This is a genomic window from Actinoplanes sp. NPDC051411, assembly GCF_040682075.1.
Taxonomy (GTDB): Bacteria; Actinomycetota; Actinomycetes; order Mycobacteriales; family Micromonosporaceae; genus Actinoplanes.
The window spans coordinates 1-16,385 of the sequence record NZ_JBFBAD010000091.1; the positions used below are offsets into that span (position 1 = coordinate 1).

General features: G+C 69.7%; 15 protein-coding genes and 1 riboswitch. Of the genes, 8 read left to right on the forward strand and 7 right to left on the reverse strand.

Annotated elements, in window-relative coordinates:
- Nucleotides 1-52: 52 nt before the first annotated feature.
- Complete coding sequence (locus AB0M88_RS36965) at nt 53-2,269, reverse strand: discoidin domain-containing protein (RefSeq protein ID WP_364110485.1); 2,217 nt, start codon at nt 2,267-2,269, stop codon at nt 53-55.
- Between the two features lie 404 nt (nt 2,270-2,673).
- Between AB0M88_RS36965 and AB0M88_RS36970 the strand changes: the two genes are divergently transcribed.
- A complete protein-coding gene (locus AB0M88_RS36970) occupies nt 2,674-3,171 on the forward strand; it encodes a metallophosphoesterase (protein WP_364110486.1) in 498 nt (165 codons plus the stop codon).
- A 71-nt stretch (nt 3,172-3,242) separates the two neighbouring features.
- The gene (locus tag AB0M88_RS36975) at nt 3,243-4,448 is read left to right on the forward strand and encodes a lipase (protein ID WP_364110487.1); all 1,206 of its coding nucleotides are present in this window, start codon (nt 3,243-3,245) and stop codon (nt 4,446-4,448) included.
- A gap of 49 nt (nt 4,449-4,497) precedes the next feature.
- Here the strand turns inward: AB0M88_RS36975 and AB0M88_RS36980 are convergent, their stop codons facing one another.
- Nucleotides 4,498-5,919: a glycine hydroxymethyltransferase gene (locus tag AB0M88_RS36980; RefSeq protein WP_364110488.1), complete on the reverse strand. Its 1,422-nt coding sequence runs from the start codon at nt 5,917-5,919 to the stop codon at nt 4,498-4,500.
- Between the two features lie 18 nt (nt 5,920-5,937).
- Nucleotides 5,938-6,028, reverse strand: a riboswitch (ZMP/ZTP riboswitch).
- 154 nt (nt 6,029-6,182) lie between these two features.
- Here AB0M88_RS36980 and AB0M88_RS36985 point away from each other — a divergent pair.
- The 4 genes from AB0M88_RS36985 to AB0M88_RS37000 all read left to right on the forward strand — a co-directional run bounded on the left by AB0M88_RS36985 (nt 6,183) and on the right by AB0M88_RS37000 (nt 9,713).
- On the forward strand, nt 6,183-6,923 hold the full coding sequence (locus tag AB0M88_RS36985) for a class I SAM-dependent methyltransferase (RefSeq protein ID WP_364110489.1): 741 nt from the start codon (nt 6,183-6,185) through the stop codon (nt 6,921-6,923).
- 243 nt (nt 6,924-7,166) lie between these two features.
- A complete protein-coding gene (locus AB0M88_RS36990; protein ID WP_364110490.1) occupies nt 7,167-7,343 on the forward strand; it encodes a hypothetical protein in 177 nt (58 codons plus the stop codon).
- Between the two features lie 8 nt (nt 7,344-7,351).
- Nucleotides 7,352-8,170, forward strand: coding sequence for a helix-turn-helix transcriptional regulator (locus AB0M88_RS36995; RefSeq protein ID WP_364110520.1), 819 nt, complete (start codon nt 7,352-7,354; stop codon nt 8,168-8,170).
- Between the two features lie 157 nt (nt 8,171-8,327).
- A complete protein-coding gene (locus AB0M88_RS37000; RefSeq protein WP_364110491.1) occupies nt 8,328-9,713 on the forward strand; it encodes a beta-1,3-glucanase family protein in 1,386 nt (461 codons plus the stop codon).
- Nucleotides 9,714-9,753: 40 nt separating this feature from the next.
- On the opposite strand, the gene AB0M88_RS37005 is transcribed toward AB0M88_RS37000, so the two are convergent.
- The 5 genes from AB0M88_RS37005 to AB0M88_RS37025 all read right to left on the reverse strand — a co-directional run bounded on the left by AB0M88_RS37005 (nt 9,754) and on the right by AB0M88_RS37025 (nt 14,591).
- On the reverse strand, nt 9,754-10,815 hold the full coding sequence (locus tag AB0M88_RS37005) for an aldo/keto reductase (protein WP_364110492.1): 1,062 nt from the start codon (nt 10,813-10,815) through the stop codon (nt 9,754-9,756).
- A gap of 514 nt (nt 10,816-11,329) precedes the next feature.
- Entirely contained in the window at nt 11,330-11,884 is a 555-nt protein-coding gene (locus tag AB0M88_RS37010; RefSeq protein ID WP_364110493.1) for a hypothetical protein, read from the reverse strand.
- Between the two features lie 720 nt (nt 11,885-12,604).
- Nucleotides 12,605-13,819, reverse strand: a complete 1,215-nt coding sequence (locus tag AB0M88_RS37015; protein ID WP_364110521.1) for an SLC13 family permease — start codon at nt 13,817-13,819, stop codon at nt 12,605-12,607.
- 15 nt (nt 13,820-13,834) lie between these two features.
- Complete coding sequence (locus tag AB0M88_RS37020) at nt 13,835-14,146, reverse strand: STAS domain-containing protein (RefSeq protein WP_364110494.1); 312 nt, start codon at nt 14,144-14,146, stop codon at nt 13,835-13,837.
- 28 nt (nt 14,147-14,174) lie between these two features.
- Nucleotides 14,175-14,591, reverse strand: a complete 417-nt coding sequence (locus AB0M88_RS37025) for an ATP-binding protein (RefSeq protein ID WP_364110495.1) — start codon at nt 14,589-14,591, stop codon at nt 14,175-14,177.
- 94 nt (nt 14,592-14,685) lie between these two features.
- Between AB0M88_RS37025 and AB0M88_RS37030 the strand changes: the two genes are divergently transcribed.
- Both AB0M88_RS37030 and AB0M88_RS37035 read left to right on the forward strand, forming a co-directional pair.
- Nucleotides 14,686-15,207: an LURP-one-related family protein gene (locus AB0M88_RS37030; RefSeq protein ID WP_364110496.1), complete on the forward strand. Its 522-nt coding sequence runs from the start codon at nt 14,686-14,688 to the stop codon at nt 15,205-15,207.
- Nucleotides 15,208-15,410: 203 nt separating this feature from the next.
- Nucleotides 15,411-16,262, forward strand: a complete 852-nt coding sequence (locus AB0M88_RS37035) for an RNA polymerase sigma factor SigF (RefSeq protein ID WP_364110497.1) — start codon at nt 15,411-15,413, stop codon at nt 16,260-16,262.
- The last annotated feature ends 123 nt before the right edge of the window (nt 16,263-16,385 follow it).

The window sequence follows — 16,385 nt, forward strand, 5'->3', positions numbered from 1 at the left end:
GTGCGCCGGCGGGCGGGTGCCGGCGGCCTCTCTTATTTCGTACGGGTGGGGCCTACGGGAAGTTGGTCACGTTCTGCGGTGTCACCGAGCTGGCCTGAGCGGCCGTGCCGGTGCTGTTCACCACGTGGTCGATCGTGCCGGAGGCCAGCGAGATCGTGAAGATGTCGTGCAGCTTCACCCCGCCGTTGACCGGCACCTGGAATCCGTTGGCCGAGTGCACGGCCGGGTTGGCCTGGAAGAAGCAGTAGCTGCCCAGGCCCCAGCCCTCGAAGCTGGACACGCTGTCGGCCACCTTGAGCGCCGGGTAGCCGGTGCCGTTCGGGTTCCAGGTCGCGTTGTTCGGCGGGTCGTACGGCTGCTCGTTCTGCAGGAAGTACATCCGGCCGCCGTTGCCGTTCCACTGGATCTCGTTCTTCTGGTAGTGCTCGACGAACAGGCCGTACGCGGTCACGTTCTGGCCGTTGACGGTCAGGCCGGTGTCGGCCGTGTTGGTCGTCCAGCCGACGCCCGAGCCGTGGTCGGCCCGCCACGCCCAGATGTGGTCGATGATCACGTTGCTGCTGTTGACCAGCAGGCTGTTGGTGGCCTTGCCGGCGCCCGCGCCGCCGATCCGGAAGAACACGTCCTGGATCGTGGTCGGGTTGCCGGCGTGGCTCGCCGACGACCCGTTCGGGCCGACGACCAGCAGGTTCGCCGAGTTGGTGGTGCCGGCGTCGAAGAGGATGCCGGCGATCTTCACGCCGTCCACGTCGGACACCTGCATTCCGGTGACGCCGTTGTCCGGGATGATCGTCGCGTAGCCGAGGCCCATGACCACGGTGTTGGCCCGGGTCACGTTGATGGTCTGGTTCACGTGGTAGATGCCCGGCTGGAAGATCAGGTTCAGGCCCTGCGCGAGCGCCTGGTTGATCGTGGCCGCGCTGTCACCGGGCTTGGCGACGTAGAACTGCGAGAGCGGGATGCTGGTGCCCGGCGTGTTGCCGTTCGCCCAGGTCACGCCGGACGCGTTGGTCTGCAGGTTGGGGACGAAGACCGCGTAGTTGCCACCGGTCTGGTAGAGGTAGGGCTTCTCCCGGATGACCGGGGTCGAGCCGATCGTGGTGTACGGCGGGTTGGGGAAGCTCTGCGCCGGAGCACCCTGCACACCGACGAACTCCTGGTTCCACACCGCGTTGGTGTTCGACCCGATCTGGCTGTTGCGGGTGAACCACTGCTGCTGGGAGTACTGCCCCTCGGCACCGGTCATCCGCGAGTCGGCGATGTAGCCGCCGGACGCCCAGCCGTAGCCGTTCGGGGCCAGGTTGACGCCACCGTGCACGTCGATCCGGCGGAACGGCGCGGCCTGCGAGACGGCCCAGCGGTCGTCACCGGAGACCGGGTAGAGCGACAGGTTCTCCACCGACCGCCAGAAGTTCTGGGTCGCGTTGCCCTGCATCCAGCCCGCGTCGACGGTCACGTCGCCGTGGATCTGGACGTCGTCCGGGTTCTGGCCCAGGCCGATCACCGAGGTGTAGAAGCCGACCTGGATGTTGAGGCCGCTGTACGAGCCCGGCTTGAACGCCAGGACGTAGCGCTGGGTGCCGAACTGGTTCGACTCCTGCTGGTGGAAGATCGTGTCGGCCTGGCTCTGGATCGACGCCGCCGACATGCTCGGGTCGAAGACGATCACGTTGGAGCCGAGGCTGCCACCGCCGGGCTGGGTCGGGCCGGTCGGCTGCGTGGTGGGAGGCGTCGTGGTGCCGCCGCCACCGGCGCTGCCGAAGACCTTGAACTCCCACAGCGAGTAGCCGTAGCCGGAGGTGCGCGCCGTGCCGTACATCCGCACGTAGCGGCCGCTGCCGCTGACGTTCAGGGTCTGCGTGCCACCGGCGCTGGTCGTCGTCGAGTAGATCGACGTCCAGTTGGTGGCATCGTTCGACGTCTGGATCTGGAACGCCTTGGCGGCGGCCGTCTCCCAGTCGAGTTCGACCGAGGTGATCGTGGACGTCTGTCCGAGGTCGACCTGCAGCCACTGCGGGTCGGAGAACGCGCTCGACCAGCGGGTGCCGGCGTTGCCGTCGACAGCTTCCGACGCCAGGTAGGCGCCGGCGGCCTCGGTCGACGACGCGGTGGCGGGCTTGCCCTGCGAGAGCAGGGTGTCGGCCGCACTGGCGCCGAGCGAGGTGGTAGCGGCGTACCCGGCGATCACGGCGACCACGAGGCCACCGATCGCGCCGAGGCGCCAGGGGGAGCGTCTCCGCGGGGGTGCGGAGTTAGCGGGGATGGTCATTGCTTCTCCTTGGGCGGGGAACTGCAAGGGGGACTTCTTGCACCCTGGGGGAAGCTGATCTCCACATTACGGGGAGAGCGCTCCCCCGAGAACGACGCTAAGGATGGGCCGGTGAACTGTCCAGAGTTCGGCCCAGTTCCGGAACCGATCGATAACCGTCACGGACTTGTGGATGTCATCTTGTTGCGCAATGGGACGGTGCCCTTTCGGGCATCGTTGCTGGTAGATGAGTTGCGTCCGATTCCCTTTCGGGTCCGGCGAGGCCGTCGGGGACCTTCGATAACAGAACCGCCGCAACCGGTTCCGGCGCGAACCGGAAAGACTCCCATCAGCTCCTCGAACGCGCATATCTGGACAAAAGTTCGGGAAGCGCTTTCTGGCCGACCACTTACTAGGCTGATCTCATGCGGCTGGTCCTGACCACTGACACCCACCTGCCCAAGCGCGCCCGCGACCTGCCGGCCCCGCTGTGGTCGGCGATCGACGAGGCCGATGTGGTGTTCCACGCCGGCGACTGGGTCGACGAATCCACCCTCGACGCGTTCGAAGCGCGCTCGGCCCGCCTGATCGCCTGCTTCGGCAACAACGACGGTCCGGGCCTGCGGGCCCGCCTCCCGGAGATCGCGTACGCGGACCTGGCCGGCCTCCGGACCGCGGTGCTGCACGACTCGGGGCCGTCGACCGGCCGCACCGAACGGATGGCGGCCCGGTTCCCCGATCTCGACCTGCTGGTCTTCGGCCACTCACACATCCCGTGGGACACCACCGCCGCTTCCGGGCTGCGCCTGCTCAACCCGGGCTCGCCGACCGACCGCCGGCGGCAGCCCCACGCGACGTACATGACCGCCTCCGTCAGTGCCGGCGTCCTGAGCGACGTGCGCGTGCACGAGCTGCGCCGGTAGGGGTAGCCGTACCGCGGAAGTGGGTGCTGGCCGGGCTGACTCGAGGACGCCGAGTTCCTAGCGTCAGTCCTATGAGGAAAACGCTGAGTTTGGGGATCGCGGCGACCCTGGTGGCGGGGTCGTTCGCGGTGGCGGGGGCACCGGCGCAGGCGGCGCCTCCGCACGGCGGCGGGCTGGTCTCGGCGACCACCCTGCACGAGTACGCCACACGCGCCGACGTCGACGCGTACCTGACGAGTGACCACTTCGACCCCGGCACCGACCACTACGGCGTGCAGACCTTCCGGCTGGTCTATCGCACCACCAGCGCGACCGGGAAGCCGACCACCGCGAGCGGACTGGTCGCCCTGCCGCTCAACGGGGCCCGGCGGTTGCCGACCGTCGAATTCGCCCACGGCACCGAGATCTACCGGGCCGACGCGCCGTCCACCTCGGACGACGTGTTTCTGAAGGGGCCGTCGCTCACGTTCGCGTCGGCCGGGTTCGCCGCGGTCGCGCCCGACTACCTCGGGCTGGGCCTCGGACCGGGCGCGCACCCGTGGATGGACGTGCCGTCGGAGACGACGGCCTCGCTCGACCTGCTGCGGGCGGCCCGCACCTTCGTCACCCGGCAGGGACGCGCACTCGACCGGGACGTCTATCTGTCCGGTTTCTCGCAGGGCGCGTCGGCCGCTCTGGGCCTCGCCCACACTCTGCAGACGGGTGGCGACCCCTGGTTCCGGGCCGCCGCGGTGGCGCCGATCAGCGGTGCCTACGACTTCCGGCACGCGGAGCTCCCGGCGCTCTTCACGACCGAGGTCAACCCGGTGCTGGCCAGCGCCTACACGACATATCTGCTGACCGCGTACGACCGGCTGCACGACATCTACCGCGACCCGGCCGACGTGTTCCAGCCCGACTACCTGGCGCTGGCCGGCATGTTCGACACCCGGCACACCGGCCAGCAGGTGCTCGGCGCGCTACCCGCCTCGATCGACGACCTGCTGACCGACCGGGGCCGGGCGATGCTGCTGCACCCGACCGGGCGGTTCGCCGACGCGCTGGCCGTGCTCGACAGCGTCTGCACCGACTGGACGCCGCGCATGCCGGTGCGCCTCTATTACAGCCCGGGTGACGAGGAGGCGGTCAACGCCAACACCTTCCACTGCCACGCGGCTTTGAAGGCGCCGACGGTCGACCTGGGCGTGGACCGCGACTACAACGGCTTCGTGCACGAGGGCTCGGAGGTCCTCGGCGTACCGGAAGTGACCCGGTGGTTCGCCCACCTGGCCGCCTGATCGGATAAAAAGATGCCCGGTCGCCTCGGCGGCCGGGCATCTCAGAAGGTCAGAGCGTGACGCTCGGGTAGAGCGGGAACGGCGCCAGGAGCTCGGTGGCCTGCTTGCTGATGCGGTCGGCGAGGGCCGGGTCGAGGATGTACTTCGCCTTGGAGCCCTCGGCCGGGCTGGTGCCGGCGAGCACGGTGTGGATCAGGTCGGCGATCTGGTCCATCTCGGGAGCGCCGAGGCCGCGGCTGGTCAGCGCGGGCGTGCCGATGCGGATGCCCGAGGTGTACCAGGCGCCGTTCGGGTCCTGCGGGATCGCGTTGCGGTTGGTGACCACGCCCGAGTCGAGCAGGGCCTGCTCGGCCTGGCGGCCGGTCAGGCCGAACGGGTGCACGTCGATCAGCACCAGGTGGTTGTCGGTGCCGCCGGAGACCAGCTGCACACCGCGCTTGAGCAGGCCCTCGGCGAGTGCCTGGCTGTTGGTGACGATCTGCTGGGCGTAGGTCGAGAACTCCGGCCGGCGGGCCTCCGCGAAGGCGATCGCCTTGGCCGCCATGACGTGGCTGAGCGGGCCGCCGAGGACCATCGGGCAGCCGCGGTCGACCTGGTCGGCCAGCTCGGGCTGGGCCAGGACGGCGCCGCCGCGCGGGCCCCGCAGGCTCTTGTGGGTCGTCGTGGTGACGATGTGGGCGTGCTCGACCGGGTTGAAGTCGCCGGTGAAGACCTTGCCCGCGACCAGGCCGGCGAAGTGCGCCATGTCGACCATGAAGGTGGCGCCGACCTCGTCGGCGATCTCGCGCATCTTGGCGAAGTTCACCTTCCGCGGGTACGCCGAGTAGCCGCCCACGATGATCAGCGGCTTGAACTCCTTGGCCGTCTCGCGCAGGGCCGCGTAGTCGATCTGACCGGTCGCCGGGTCGACGCCGTAGCTGCGCTGGTCGAACATCTTGCCCGAGATGTTGGGCCGGAAGCCATGGGTGAGGTGGCCGCCCGCGTCGAGGCTCATGCCGAGCATGCGCTGATTGCCGAACGCCTGCCGCAGCTCGGCCCACTCGGCGTCGTTGAGGTCGTTGACTTGCCGCTTCTCGAACTTCTTCAGATGCGGTACCTCGACCCGGTCGGCCAGGATCGCCCAGTAGGCGACCAGGTTGGCGTCGATCCCGGAGTGCGGCTGCACATAGGCGTAGGGAGCGTTGAACAGCGCCTTGGCGTGCTCGACCGCGACCGCCTCGACCGTGTCGACGTTCTGACAGCCGGCGTAGAAGCGGCGGCCGATGGTGCCCTCGGCGTATTTGTCGGACAGCCAGTTGCCCATGGCCAGCAGGACGGCCGGGGACGCGTAGTTCTCACTCGCGATCAACTTCAAGGATTCCCGCTGGTCGTGGAGCTCCTTGACGATCGCGTCGGCGATCCGGGGCTCGACACTTCGCACGACCTCGAGGGCGGCGCGGAAAGCGGTGGATTCGGGAGTCAGATCAGACATGGGACCTCCTTAGCACGATGCTGAGGCCCAGGCGCACGGCAGGTCGTCATCTCGACGGGACCGCTCCCCGATGGTGACCCATCCCAACGCGCCAGTCACGGCCCGCCGCCGAGCATACCGGCCCCGATAACCGTTTGCCGCCCGGTCCGAACGGGTGGAAGTGTGGCGCCCAACGACTCGGAGTGGGGTGCATTTGATGCCGGCCAGCGGTGGTTTCCCGACGACCTATCCGGAAATCCGACCACTGCGAAGGACGCATCGACATGGACCTGGCACGCCACTACACCATCCGCGAGGGTGACGCCCGCATCCTCAACCCGTTCGCGCCCGAAAAGCTGGCGACGCTCGGCCGCGTGATCAAGCTGCGGCCCGGTTGGCGACTGGCCGACTTCTGCTCGGGGCGGGGCGAGATGCTCTGCACCTGGGCCCGCGACCACGGCATCACCGGTCACGGGGTCGACATCTCCACGGTCAGCATCGCCATGGCCCGTCAGCGGGCCGCCGACCTGGGGGTCGACGTGACGTTCGGCCACGGCGACGCGGCCGAGTTCGTCGCCGACGCGCCGGTCGACGTCGCCGCCTGCATCGGGGCGACCTGGATCGGCGACGGCGTCGCGGGCACGATCCAGATCCTCGAGCGCAGCCTGAAACCGGGCGGGATGCTGCTCATCGGCGAGCCGTACTGGCGGCTCGACCCGGCCGACGACGAAACCGCCCGATCCTGCGGGGCCGGGCGGAAGGACGAGTTCCGGTCCCTGCCCGAGCTGGTCGGCGGCTTCGGCGAGCTGGGCTGGGACGTGGTCGAGATGGTTCTGAGCAGCCAGGACGACTGGGACCGCTACGAGGCCTCGCACTGGCTCAACCTGCGGCGCTGGCTCGACATCAACCCGGACGACGAGCTGGCGCCCCGGCTGCGGGACGAGCTGCACACCGGCCCGGCGCGTTACGTGCGATACCGGCGCGAATATCTCGGCTGGGGCGTGTTCGCGCTGCTGAAACGCTAGGTAACAAGCTGCCCGCGTGAACCGCGTACAGCTTCTGCTCATCGTCGGCGCCGGGATCGCCGTTTCGGCGATCGCCCGGCGCCGCGGTGCGGCACCCGGCCTGATCATCGTGGTGCTGGCCGCCGCGGCCTCGTTCCCACCGCGCACGGCCACCGGCCGTTCCCCGGCCGGTCGGAGATCCAGGCGATCGCCCTGTTCGTCACCCTGGGCACGCTGCTGATCCAGGGTACGACCGTGAAGGCGATGGCCCGGTGGCTGAAGTTCGACCTCGCCGCCGACCGGGCGGCCGACGCCGACATGCGGGAACGCGCCCGGCACATCGTCGCCGAGGCGGCAGCCGAACCGGCCGACCCACCCCGGAGCGGGGGACTACGAGTCCCTTCCTCCGCCGCGAGGGGCCGGGCACGCTGGATGGTGTGACTGTGACGATGGATCGGGCGCAACTCGCGGACTTCCTCCGCACCCGTCGCGAGGCGCTCCAGCCGGAGGACGTCGGTCTCCCCCGCGGGCCGCGGCGGCGCACCGGTGGCCTCCGCCGGGAGGAGGTGGCCACCCTCAGCGGCATGTCGACCGACTATTACACCCGCATCGAGCAGCAGCGCGGCCCGCAACCGTCCGAGCAGATGCTCGCCGCGATCGCCCGCGGCCTGCACCTCAGCCTCGACGAGCGCGACCACCTGTTCCGGATCGGCGGCCACGCCGTCCCGCGGCGGCTGGTGCGCGACGACCATCTGAGCCCGGGCCTGCTGCGGATCATCGACCGCCTGCAGGACACCCCGGCGATCGTCGTGAACCGTTACGGCGAGACGATCCTGCAGACGCCGATGGGGGTGGCCCTGCTCGGCGACGACACCCACTTCACCGGCCTGAACCGGAGCACGGTCTACCGCTGGTTCACCGATCCGGCCAGCCGCAACCGTTACGTCGCCGAGGATCACCCGCTGCACGCCCGGGTCTTCACCGCCCACCTGCGCCAGCGATATGCCGCCGACCCGGACGGGCGGGCCGGCGAGATCGTGAACGCGCTGCTCGCGATCAGCCCGGAGTTCGCCGAGGTCTGGGCCGAGCACGAGGTCGGGATCACCCACGTCGACCGCAAGCGCATCGTGGTTCCCGACCTGGGCGTGCTCGAACTGTGGTGCCAGAACCTGTTCGACCCCGAGCAGGAGCAGACGCTCGTGGTCTTCACCGCGGCGCCCGGTTCGCCCAGTTACGAGAAGCTCCAACTGCTGGCCGCCGTCGCCTGACAGTTCCGGAACTGATTTTCCTTGCCGCTTTCCTTGCCGTGACGATGGACATCGATGAGACTCGCCCAAGAGAGCGCTCTCTGTCGTCGATCCCTACGCCGGTTCCCCGACCGGCGGACGACCGGGGGCGCACCACCGCCATTCCCCAGGAGAGTTCATGAGACACGCCATCCCCAGGCGTCGCCCTCGGCTGCTCACGGCAGTGCTCGGCGCCGTACTCGTCGTCCTCGTCGCCGCCTTCGCGGCCCTCACCTCGGTGCAGGCCCACGCCGCCTCCACCCTCATCTCGCAAGGCAAACCCGCGACCGCGTCGAGCAGCGAGAACGCCTCGTTCCCGGCCGGCGCCGCGGTCGACGGAAACACCGGCACCCGGTGGTCGAGCGCGTTCAGCGACCCACAATGGCTCCAGGTCGACCTCGGCTCCACGGCCACCATCACCTCGGTCACCCTGAACTGGGAGGCGGCGTACGCGAAGTCCTTCCAGATCCAGACCTCGGCCAACGGCAGCACCTGGACGACGATCTACAGCACCACGACCGGCGCGGGCGGCGTGCAGAACCTGACGGTCAACGGCACCGGCCGCTACGTGCGGATGAACGGCACCGTGCGGGCCCTGCCGTACGGCTACTCGCTCTGGGAATTCCAGGTCTTCGGCTCGGTCAGCGGCGGCACCACGACACCGCCGACCACCCCGCCCACCGGCGGCTCGGGCAACACCATGCCGGCCTCCTTCTGGGGTGACACCAGCGGCATCCCGGCGGCCAAGAACGTCGTCGAGGTGCAGATCCTCAACCGGACCAACGGCAAATATCCTGACAGCCAGGTCTTCTGGAGCTTCAACGGGCAGACCCACTCGATCGCCGAGCAGCAGTTCCTCGACATGCCGGCGAACTCGGCCGGCCGGATGTACTTCTACCTCGGCTCGGCGAACAGCCAGTACTTCGACTTCATCGAATTCACGGTCGGCGCCGGGGTCTTCAACGGCAACACCACCCGGGTCGACGCGTTCGGCCTGAAGATCGCGATGCGGCTGCACTCGAAGGACGGCACCGACCAGCAGGTCGGCGAAAACTACAACACCTTCACCGAGGACCGCGCGACCACGTTCGCCCGGTTCGCCGCCGCGGTGCCGGCCGAATTCCAGCACGAGGCGACCGCGACGTCGCCCTACCGCATCCTGGCGCCGGGCAGCGACTCCAACTTCCTGCCGGGCGGCCCCAACCAGAACTACATGTCCTCCTACGCGGCCGCGAACGGCATCACCGCCACCACGCAGCAGATCTTCGGCTGCAGCGGACCGGAAGCGTCCAACGCGGCCCAGTGCGCGGCACTCAACCGGCACACCGCCGACCTGCCGGCGTCACAGCAGCAGACGGTGAGCAACTACTACCGGGCCGCTCCGGCCAACTACTACGCCAAGTTCTGGCACGACAACGCGCTCGGCGGGCTGGCGTACGGGTTCCCGTACGACGACGTCGCCGGCCAGAGTTCGTTCATCACCCACGGCAATCCGCAGTATCTGCAGGTCGCCGTCGGCTGGTAAATGATTGAGCGGGGCTCCCGTTCCGGGAGCCCCGCTCGTCTCAGGCCGTCCGCCTCCTCCGCAGGAATGGGTCGGACAAAGCAGGCGGCACATAACCGCGGTCGCCCGGATTCACATTCACGCCCGGCGGCACGATCTCGTCGATCCGGTCGAGAATGTCGGCGGTCAACGTCACGTCGGCGGCGCCGATCTGCGACTCCAGATGCTCCATCGTGCGAGGCCCGATAATCGGCGCCGTCACCGCCGGGTGCTGCAGCACAAAGGCCAGCGCCAGGTGGATCAGCGGCATCCCGGCCTCGTCGGCCAGCTTGCCGAGCGCGTCGGCCGCCTCCAGCTTCCGCTGATTCCCGGGCTGCGACATGTCGAAGCGGGCGGGCAGCCGCTGGCTGCGCTTGGAATGCGGCAGGTCGGCGCCCACCCGGTACTGCCCGCTCAACCAGCCGCCGGCGAGCGGACTCCACGGGAGCACGCCCATGCCGTAACGCTCGGCGGTCGGCAGCACATCCGCTTCGATGCCGCGGACCAGAATCGAATACGGCGGCTGCTCGGTCATGAACCGGCTCAGCCCCCGCCGCTCGGCCGTCCACTGCGCCTCGACGATCTCCTCGGCCGGATAGGTCGACGAGCCGAACGCCCGGATCTTGCCCTGCCGCTGCAGGTCGGTCAGCGCACCCAGCGTCTCCTCATGGTCGGCCTCGGTGTCGGGCCGGTGAATCTGGTAAAGATCGATCCAGTCGGTGCCGAGCCGGCGCAGGCTGTCCTCCACCGCGCGGATGATCCAACGGCGGGAGTTGCCCTGCCGATTAGGGTCACCCCGGGTGCCGGGTGGCGCCTCCACGGGTACGCCCATCTGACCGTGCACCTTCGTCGCCAGGACGACATCGTCCCGCCGCCCCTTCAACGCCTGGCCGACAATGATCTCCGACTCGCCCTGCGAGTAGACGTCGGCCGTGTCGATGAAGTTGATCCCGGCATCGAGGGCCCGATGGATGACCCGGATGGACTTGTCGTGGTCGGGCTCGCCCCAGGCGCCGAACATCATGGCGCCGAGGCAGAGCGGGCTCACCTGCATTCCCGTACGTCCGAGGCTGCGATATTCCATGCCCCCGACGTTATGACGGCCCCGGGCGAACCGCTCGGTTTCGTAACTCAGATTGCTTGCTTGTTACGGATTACATCGACGAGACTGACTGCGTTGCGCTCCCCCGCCGCCGGCCCCCACCCGGATCAGCCGGCCCTTCCCCGGGCCCGAAGTCCGTCCCCCACGACGATCCGCGGCGGCAGGGGAGCGCATTTCCCCGCTGCCGCCACTTACGCGAAGCCGTGTTGACACCGCCCGGAATCCGGACCTCCGCTCTTTGTCGAAGTCGTTTTGGCATGATCGAACGCTTACAGGGGCGCCTGATTCTGCGGAAAAATTCTCTCGTGCGACAGCTTCAGCTTTTCACCACGGCCGAATTGGCTCGAATGCGCGACCGCACGGCATCACGCAACTATTCTCCCGAGCGCGACGAATTCCGCCGCGAGCACAAGCGCCACCGCGACTGGGGCCTCGCACGCCGCTACGCCGCGAAGCGACAACGACTACAGGCCGCACCCGGGGCCGACGATGTCGATCAGCGCGTTCCGCTCACGCCGGCCGTTCCGAGCAACTCGACCGGCATGAAAGGTTCCGCCGACATCGCCGGCCCAGTCAGGTCGCCTGGCCCAGCAGACACGGCAAGCTCGGCTCGTCCCGTCCGTCCGCCCAGTGCGGCCAGCGCGGAGAACGCGGCGAGTGCGGGGCACGGCGGGCCCGGCCAGCGCAGCGGCGCGGCAAGTCCAACCAGCGCGGCCAACATCGCAGGCGCGGCAAGCACGGCAGGCACCGGCAGCTCAGCCAGTCCGGCGAGCGCGGTGAGCCCGGCGGGCCCGGCGGGCCCGGCCAGCGCAGCGGGCGCAGTCAGCCCGGTCAGCCCGGCGGGCCCGGCCAGCGCAGCGGGCGCAGTCAGCCCGGTCAGCCCGGCGGGCGCGGTCAGCGCGGCTGGCCGGGCCCGCCCCGCGGGCCGGGCCAGCCCGGCGGGCCCGGCCTGCCCGGCGTGCCCGGCAGGCCCGGCCAGCCCGGCAGGCCCGGCCAACCCGGCAGGCCCGGCCAACCCGGCAGGCCCGGCCAACCCGACCGGCACGCCCACCCGACCAGCGCGGCGAACCCAGCCAGTGCGGCGAGGGCAGCATGCAGCGCGAACTCGCCCAGCGCAGCGAACCGGTCAAGCGCGGCCAGCGTGCGGCTGGCTTGGCCAATCCGACACCCGGAGCCAATCCGACACGCGGGGCCAACCCGGCACGCGCGGGCAACCCGGCACGCGCGGGCAACCCGGCACCGCGCGGCCAACCCGGCACCGCGCGGCCAACCCGGCACCGCGCGGCCAACCCGGCACCGCGCGGCCAACCCGGCACCGCCCGGGCAACCCGGCACCGCCCGGGCAACCCGGCACCGCCCGGGCAACCCGGCACGCGCGGGCAACCCGGCACCGCGCGGCCAACCCGGCACCGCCCGGGCAACCCGGCACGCGCGGCCAACCCGGCACGCGCGGCCAACCCGGCACGCGCCGCAGCCGCGGCCGAGCCCGTGGCGGGGCCGGGCGAGGTGAGTCGATCCGGTCGGGCGTGTCGCCCGAACCGGGTCAGTGGGCGGGCGCCAACCAGCTCTGGTGCACCGACCCCCATAGAGCGCGCCGCCACAGCCGGGGTTTTGAGCGGCCGGATTCGCGTAGTGACGGTCGCCCCTGGTGTGCACATATCTGCCTGCGGCTGTGGGACGGGCCGGGAATCGGCGGAAGAGGCTGATGGTGTCTTTGGATTGGAATCGGGGTGGGATTTAGAGAAATCTATTTGGTAGAGAGTGCTGCGGTTCAGACAGACAGGGTCAGCCACAGCGCCAGCACGCCCGCGCACAGGGCGACCGGCACGGTGAGTAGGCCCAGGCGGAGGAATTCGCGGGCGTCCGGGGCTGCGTCGCGGGTGTGGAGGATTTGGCGCCACAGCAGGGTGGCCAGGGAGCCGACGTAGGTCAGGTTGGGGCCGACGTTGACGCCCAGCAGGACGGCCATGAGCAGGCCGCGTGACGAGGCGACGGCGGGGACCAGGACCAGGGTGGCGGGCAGGTTGTTCAGGACGTTGGCCAGTAGGGCGGCCAGGAACGCCACCGCCAGCAGTTGCAGTAGGCCGCCGTGGGTGGGGACCAGGGCGTGGACCAGGCGGTCGAGGCCGTGTTCGCGGACGGCCAGGACCACTATGCCCAGGGCGAAGACGAAGGCGCAGAACGGGAGGTTGGCTTCGCGGATCAGGGTTCGCGCGGGGGTGCGGCGGGGCACGGCCAGTGCGGCGGCGCCGGCTGCGGCGATCCATCCCGGGTGTACGCCCAGGGGGCCCGCTGCGGCGAAGCCGGCCAGGGTCAGCCCCAGGACGGCCAGTGCGTAGCGCGGAGTGGGGATGTGGTCGTGGTCGGGGACGGGTTCGGTGCGGGCGTTCAGGTCGGCGCGGAAGAACCAGGTGAAGGCCGCGAACTCGGTGAGGATCACGGCGGTCCAGGGCAGCGCCATCACCGCGGCGAAGCCGAGGAAGGTCAGGCCGCTGGCCGAGAACGCGAGCAGGTTGGTGAGGTTGGAGACCGGTAGGAGCAGCGAGGCCGAGTTGGCCAGGTGGGCCGACGCGTACACGTGCGGTTTTGGTCTCGCGCCGATGCGGGCCGCCGTGGCGAAGACCACGGGGGTCAGCAGGACCACGGTCGCGTCCAGGCTGAGGGTGGCGGTGGTCAGCGAGGCCGCGGCGAAGACGGCCACGAGCAGGCGTCGGGCCCGGTGCCGGCTCAGGTGGGCGGCTAGCGCACCCGCGTACCGGAAAACGCCGTGCTCGCCCGCGAGATGCGCGAGCAGAAGCACCGCCGCGAGGAAACCGACCGTCGGGCCCAGGGCCCGGATTTCCTGGCCGGCGTGCCGGACCGGCAGCAGGCCGGTGGCCACCGCCAGGATCGCCGCGGGCACCGCGGCGACCGCTTCCGGCAGCCCGCGGGGCCGGGCCACGGCGAACGCCAGCACGGCGACGAGCAACGCCACCGCGGCGATCATCGGCACCGCGTCAGGTTACGAGTCGAACAGGTCCTTCGCACCCGAGACCGTGAGCACCCGGTCGACCACGTCGTGGGAGTTGACGACCTGGAAGCGGGCGTCGTGGGCCCGGCTCGCGTTGAAACCGTCGATCAACGCGCCCAGCGCCTCCGAGTCGAGGAACGACACGTCCCGCAGGTCGACCACCACGTCGCCGTCGGTGACGGCCAGCAGCAGCGCCTCGCGCAGGTCGTCGCGGGCGTTGATGTCCAGCTCGCCGGAGATGCGAAGGATCGTGGCCGCACCGTCGCCCGTTCGCTCCGCGCCGATCTTGTAGGAGTCCGCCACGGTGACTTTTTACCAGCCGCGGGGCCGATCAGCTCGGGAAGCCGGCCCAGACGTGCTTGGTGGCGCCCGTGATGTACCAGCCGACGTCGACCGCGAACTCCCGGGTGAGCTGCAGCCCGAGGCCGCCGGCGCCGAGCGGGCGGTCCTCGTCGAGCACCGGCGCCGCCTGCAGATCGTGGTCGGCGACGTCGATGATCAGGCGGTCGTGGTCGCGCAGCAGCCGCACCTCGGTCGGCGGCAGGCCGTGCCGGAGGGCGTTGGTGGCCAGTTCGGTGGCCACCACGGCCATCCGTTCGGCCAGGTCGCCGGGCGTGCGGTTGGCGCTGCCGGCGACCGCGTCGCGCAGGTCGGCCCGCAGTCGGCGCAGCTCACGGAAGTTGTCGAGGCGCCAGCAACGCAACTCGACGGCCGCCGGATGCGGGACCGAGGCGGGCAGCGAGGACATGGCGTCCATCTTGCCCAGATCTAGGAATTTGAAGCACCGGCCGACCGGCCTAATCCATCCGGCTCTTCTCGCGTCCGGCCGTCACAATCAGCGCATGTATGTGATCCGGGAGCGGTTCTTCCACATCGGCGACGACTTCGACGTGCTCGACGAGCACGGCAACAAGCTGCTGCGCGTCGACGGCAAGGTGTTCAGCGTGCGTGACAAGGTGGTGATCGAGGACCCGTCCGGCCAGGAAGTGGCCAGTGTTCACCGGCACCTGGTCGCGCTGCGCCCGACGTATGAGATCAGGATCGGCGGCGAGAAGGCGGCCGAGGTCAAGAAGCACCTGTTCACGCCGTTCCGCGACAAGTTCACCATCGACGTCCCCGGGTCTGACGACTTGGAGATGAAGGGCAACCTCACCGACCACGAGTACGTCATCGAGCAGGGCGGCGACGAGGTGGCCGCGGTGTCGAAGCGCTGGCTGACCATTCGCGACACGTACGCCGTGCAGATCGCCGCCGGCGTGGAACCGCTGCTCATCATCGGTGCCGTTCTCGCTCTCGACCTCGCGATGGACCGGGAGGAAGAGAAGGAGGACAAGAAGCAGAGGTCCAGAGATGCAGATGAGTGAGTAAATGACAACCCAAAGTCACTCATACTTTCGGCTAGTTTTCTCTCGTCCTCTCGGATAGGGGTTCCCATATCCGAACGGCCTAGTGCCCGGTCGACGGCGGTCTCCCTGATCGCCGTCGATCGCTAAATAGGGACACCCGACCCGACCGGGTCCGCAATGGACCGGGCTCTCCGGGATGGTGCCAGGGGAGGACCGAGAGCATGACCGCTTCCACGGCAACTGCCGTTTCCACATCCGCTTCGGTTGAAGCCGAGACATCCACTTCTGTCGAAGCCGAGACTCCGGCTGCTGCGAAGGCTCCGGCCGACAGCGCGGCCGAGTTGCTCAACGCGATGGCCGCGATGCCGGCCGGCCACCCGTCCCGCGCCGCACTGCGCGACCGGGCGATCGAGGCCTGGCTGCCGCTGGCCCGCCACCTCGCCAACCGCTACTCCGGCCGCGGCGAGCCGACCGACGACCTGATCCAGACCGCGACCGTCGGCCTGATCAAGGCGGTCGACAAGTTCGACCCGGCCCGGGGCGTCGACTTCGCCGGCTATGCGATCCCGACCATCATCGGCGAGATCAAGCGGCACTTCCGCGACCGCACGTGGTCGGTGCGGGTGCCCCGCCGCCTCCAGGAGCTCCGGCTCTCGATCACCGAGGCCAACAGCACGCTGACCCACACCCTCGGCCGCTCCCCGACGGTGGCCGACATCGCGGTCCACCTCGGAGTCACCGAGGAAGATGTGCTGGAAGGCCTCGAAGGCGCCCGGGCCTACAACGCGACCTCGCTGTCGACGCCGATCTCGGCCGACGGCTCGACCGAGCTGGGCGACACCCTGGGCGGCGAAGACTCCGAATACGAGCTGGCCGAGACCCGTGTGGCCCTCGGCCCGGCGCTGGCGACGCTCGACGAGCGCGAGCAGAAGATCCTGACGCTGCGCTTCTACGGCAACCTGACCCAGTCGCAGATCGCCGACCAGATCGGCATCTCCCAGATGCACGTCTCGCGCCTGCTCACCAAGGCCCTCTCCAAGCTGCGTGGCCAGCTGGCCGCCGACACCATCTGATCAACGCAGCGCCCCGACGCCGGCCCCCGACGGGGGCCCGCGGCGCCGGTTTGAGTGGGGGTGATTTATTAAAATGGGTGTTGCCCAGGGGGGAAAGAATCGTTATGTGGCGGGGGGGGCGCC

Excerpts from the sequence above, each read along its gene's own strand:
- AB0M88_RS36965 (WP_364110485.1), bottom strand. The coding sequence starts at position 2,269 with ATGACCATCCCCGCTAACTCCGCACCCCCGCGGAGACGCTCCCCCTGG.
- AB0M88_RS36970 (WP_364110486.1), top strand. The coding sequence starts at position 2,674 with ATGCGGCTGGTCCTGACCACTGACACCCACCTGCCCAAGCGCGCCCGC.
- AB0M88_RS36975 (WP_364110487.1), top strand. The coding sequence starts at position 3,243 with ATGAGGAAAACGCTGAGTTTGGGGATCGCGGCGACCCTGGTGGCGGGG.
- AB0M88_RS36980 (WP_364110488.1), bottom strand. The coding sequence starts at position 5,919 with ATGTCTGATCTGACTCCCGAATCCACCGCTTTCCGCGCCGCCCTCGAG.
- AB0M88_RS36985 (WP_364110489.1), top strand. The coding sequence starts at position 6,183 with ATGGACCTGGCACGCCACTACACCATCCGCGAGGGTGACGCCCGCATC.
- AB0M88_RS36990 (WP_364110490.1), top strand. The coding sequence starts at position 7,167 with ATGGCCCGGTGGCTGAAGTTCGACCTCGCCGCCGACCGGGCGGCCGAC.
- AB0M88_RS36995 (WP_364110520.1), top strand. The coding sequence starts at position 7,352 with ATGGATCGGGCGCAACTCGCGGACTTCCTCCGCACCCGTCGCGAGGCG.
- AB0M88_RS37000 (WP_364110491.1), top strand. The coding sequence starts at position 8,328 with ATGAGACACGCCATCCCCAGGCGTCGCCCTCGGCTGCTCACGGCAGTG.
- AB0M88_RS37005 (WP_364110492.1), bottom strand. The coding sequence starts at position 10,815 with ATGGAATATCGCAGCCTCGGACGTACGGGAATGCAGGTGAGCCCGCTC.
- AB0M88_RS37015 (WP_364110521.1), bottom strand. The coding sequence starts at position 13,819 with ATGATCGCCGCGGTGGCGTTGCTCGTCGCCGTGCTGGCGTTCGCCGTG.
- AB0M88_RS37025 (WP_364110495.1), bottom strand. The coding sequence starts at position 14,591 with ATGTCCTCGCTGCCCGCCTCGGTCCCGCATCCGGCGGCCGTCGAGTTG.
- AB0M88_RS37030 (WP_364110496.1), top strand. The coding sequence starts at position 14,686 with ATGTATGTGATCCGGGAGCGGTTCTTCCACATCGGCGACGACTTCGAC.
- AB0M88_RS37035 (WP_364110497.1), top strand. The coding sequence starts at position 15,411 with ATGACCGCTTCCACGGCAACTGCCGTTTCCACATCCGCTTCGGTTGAA.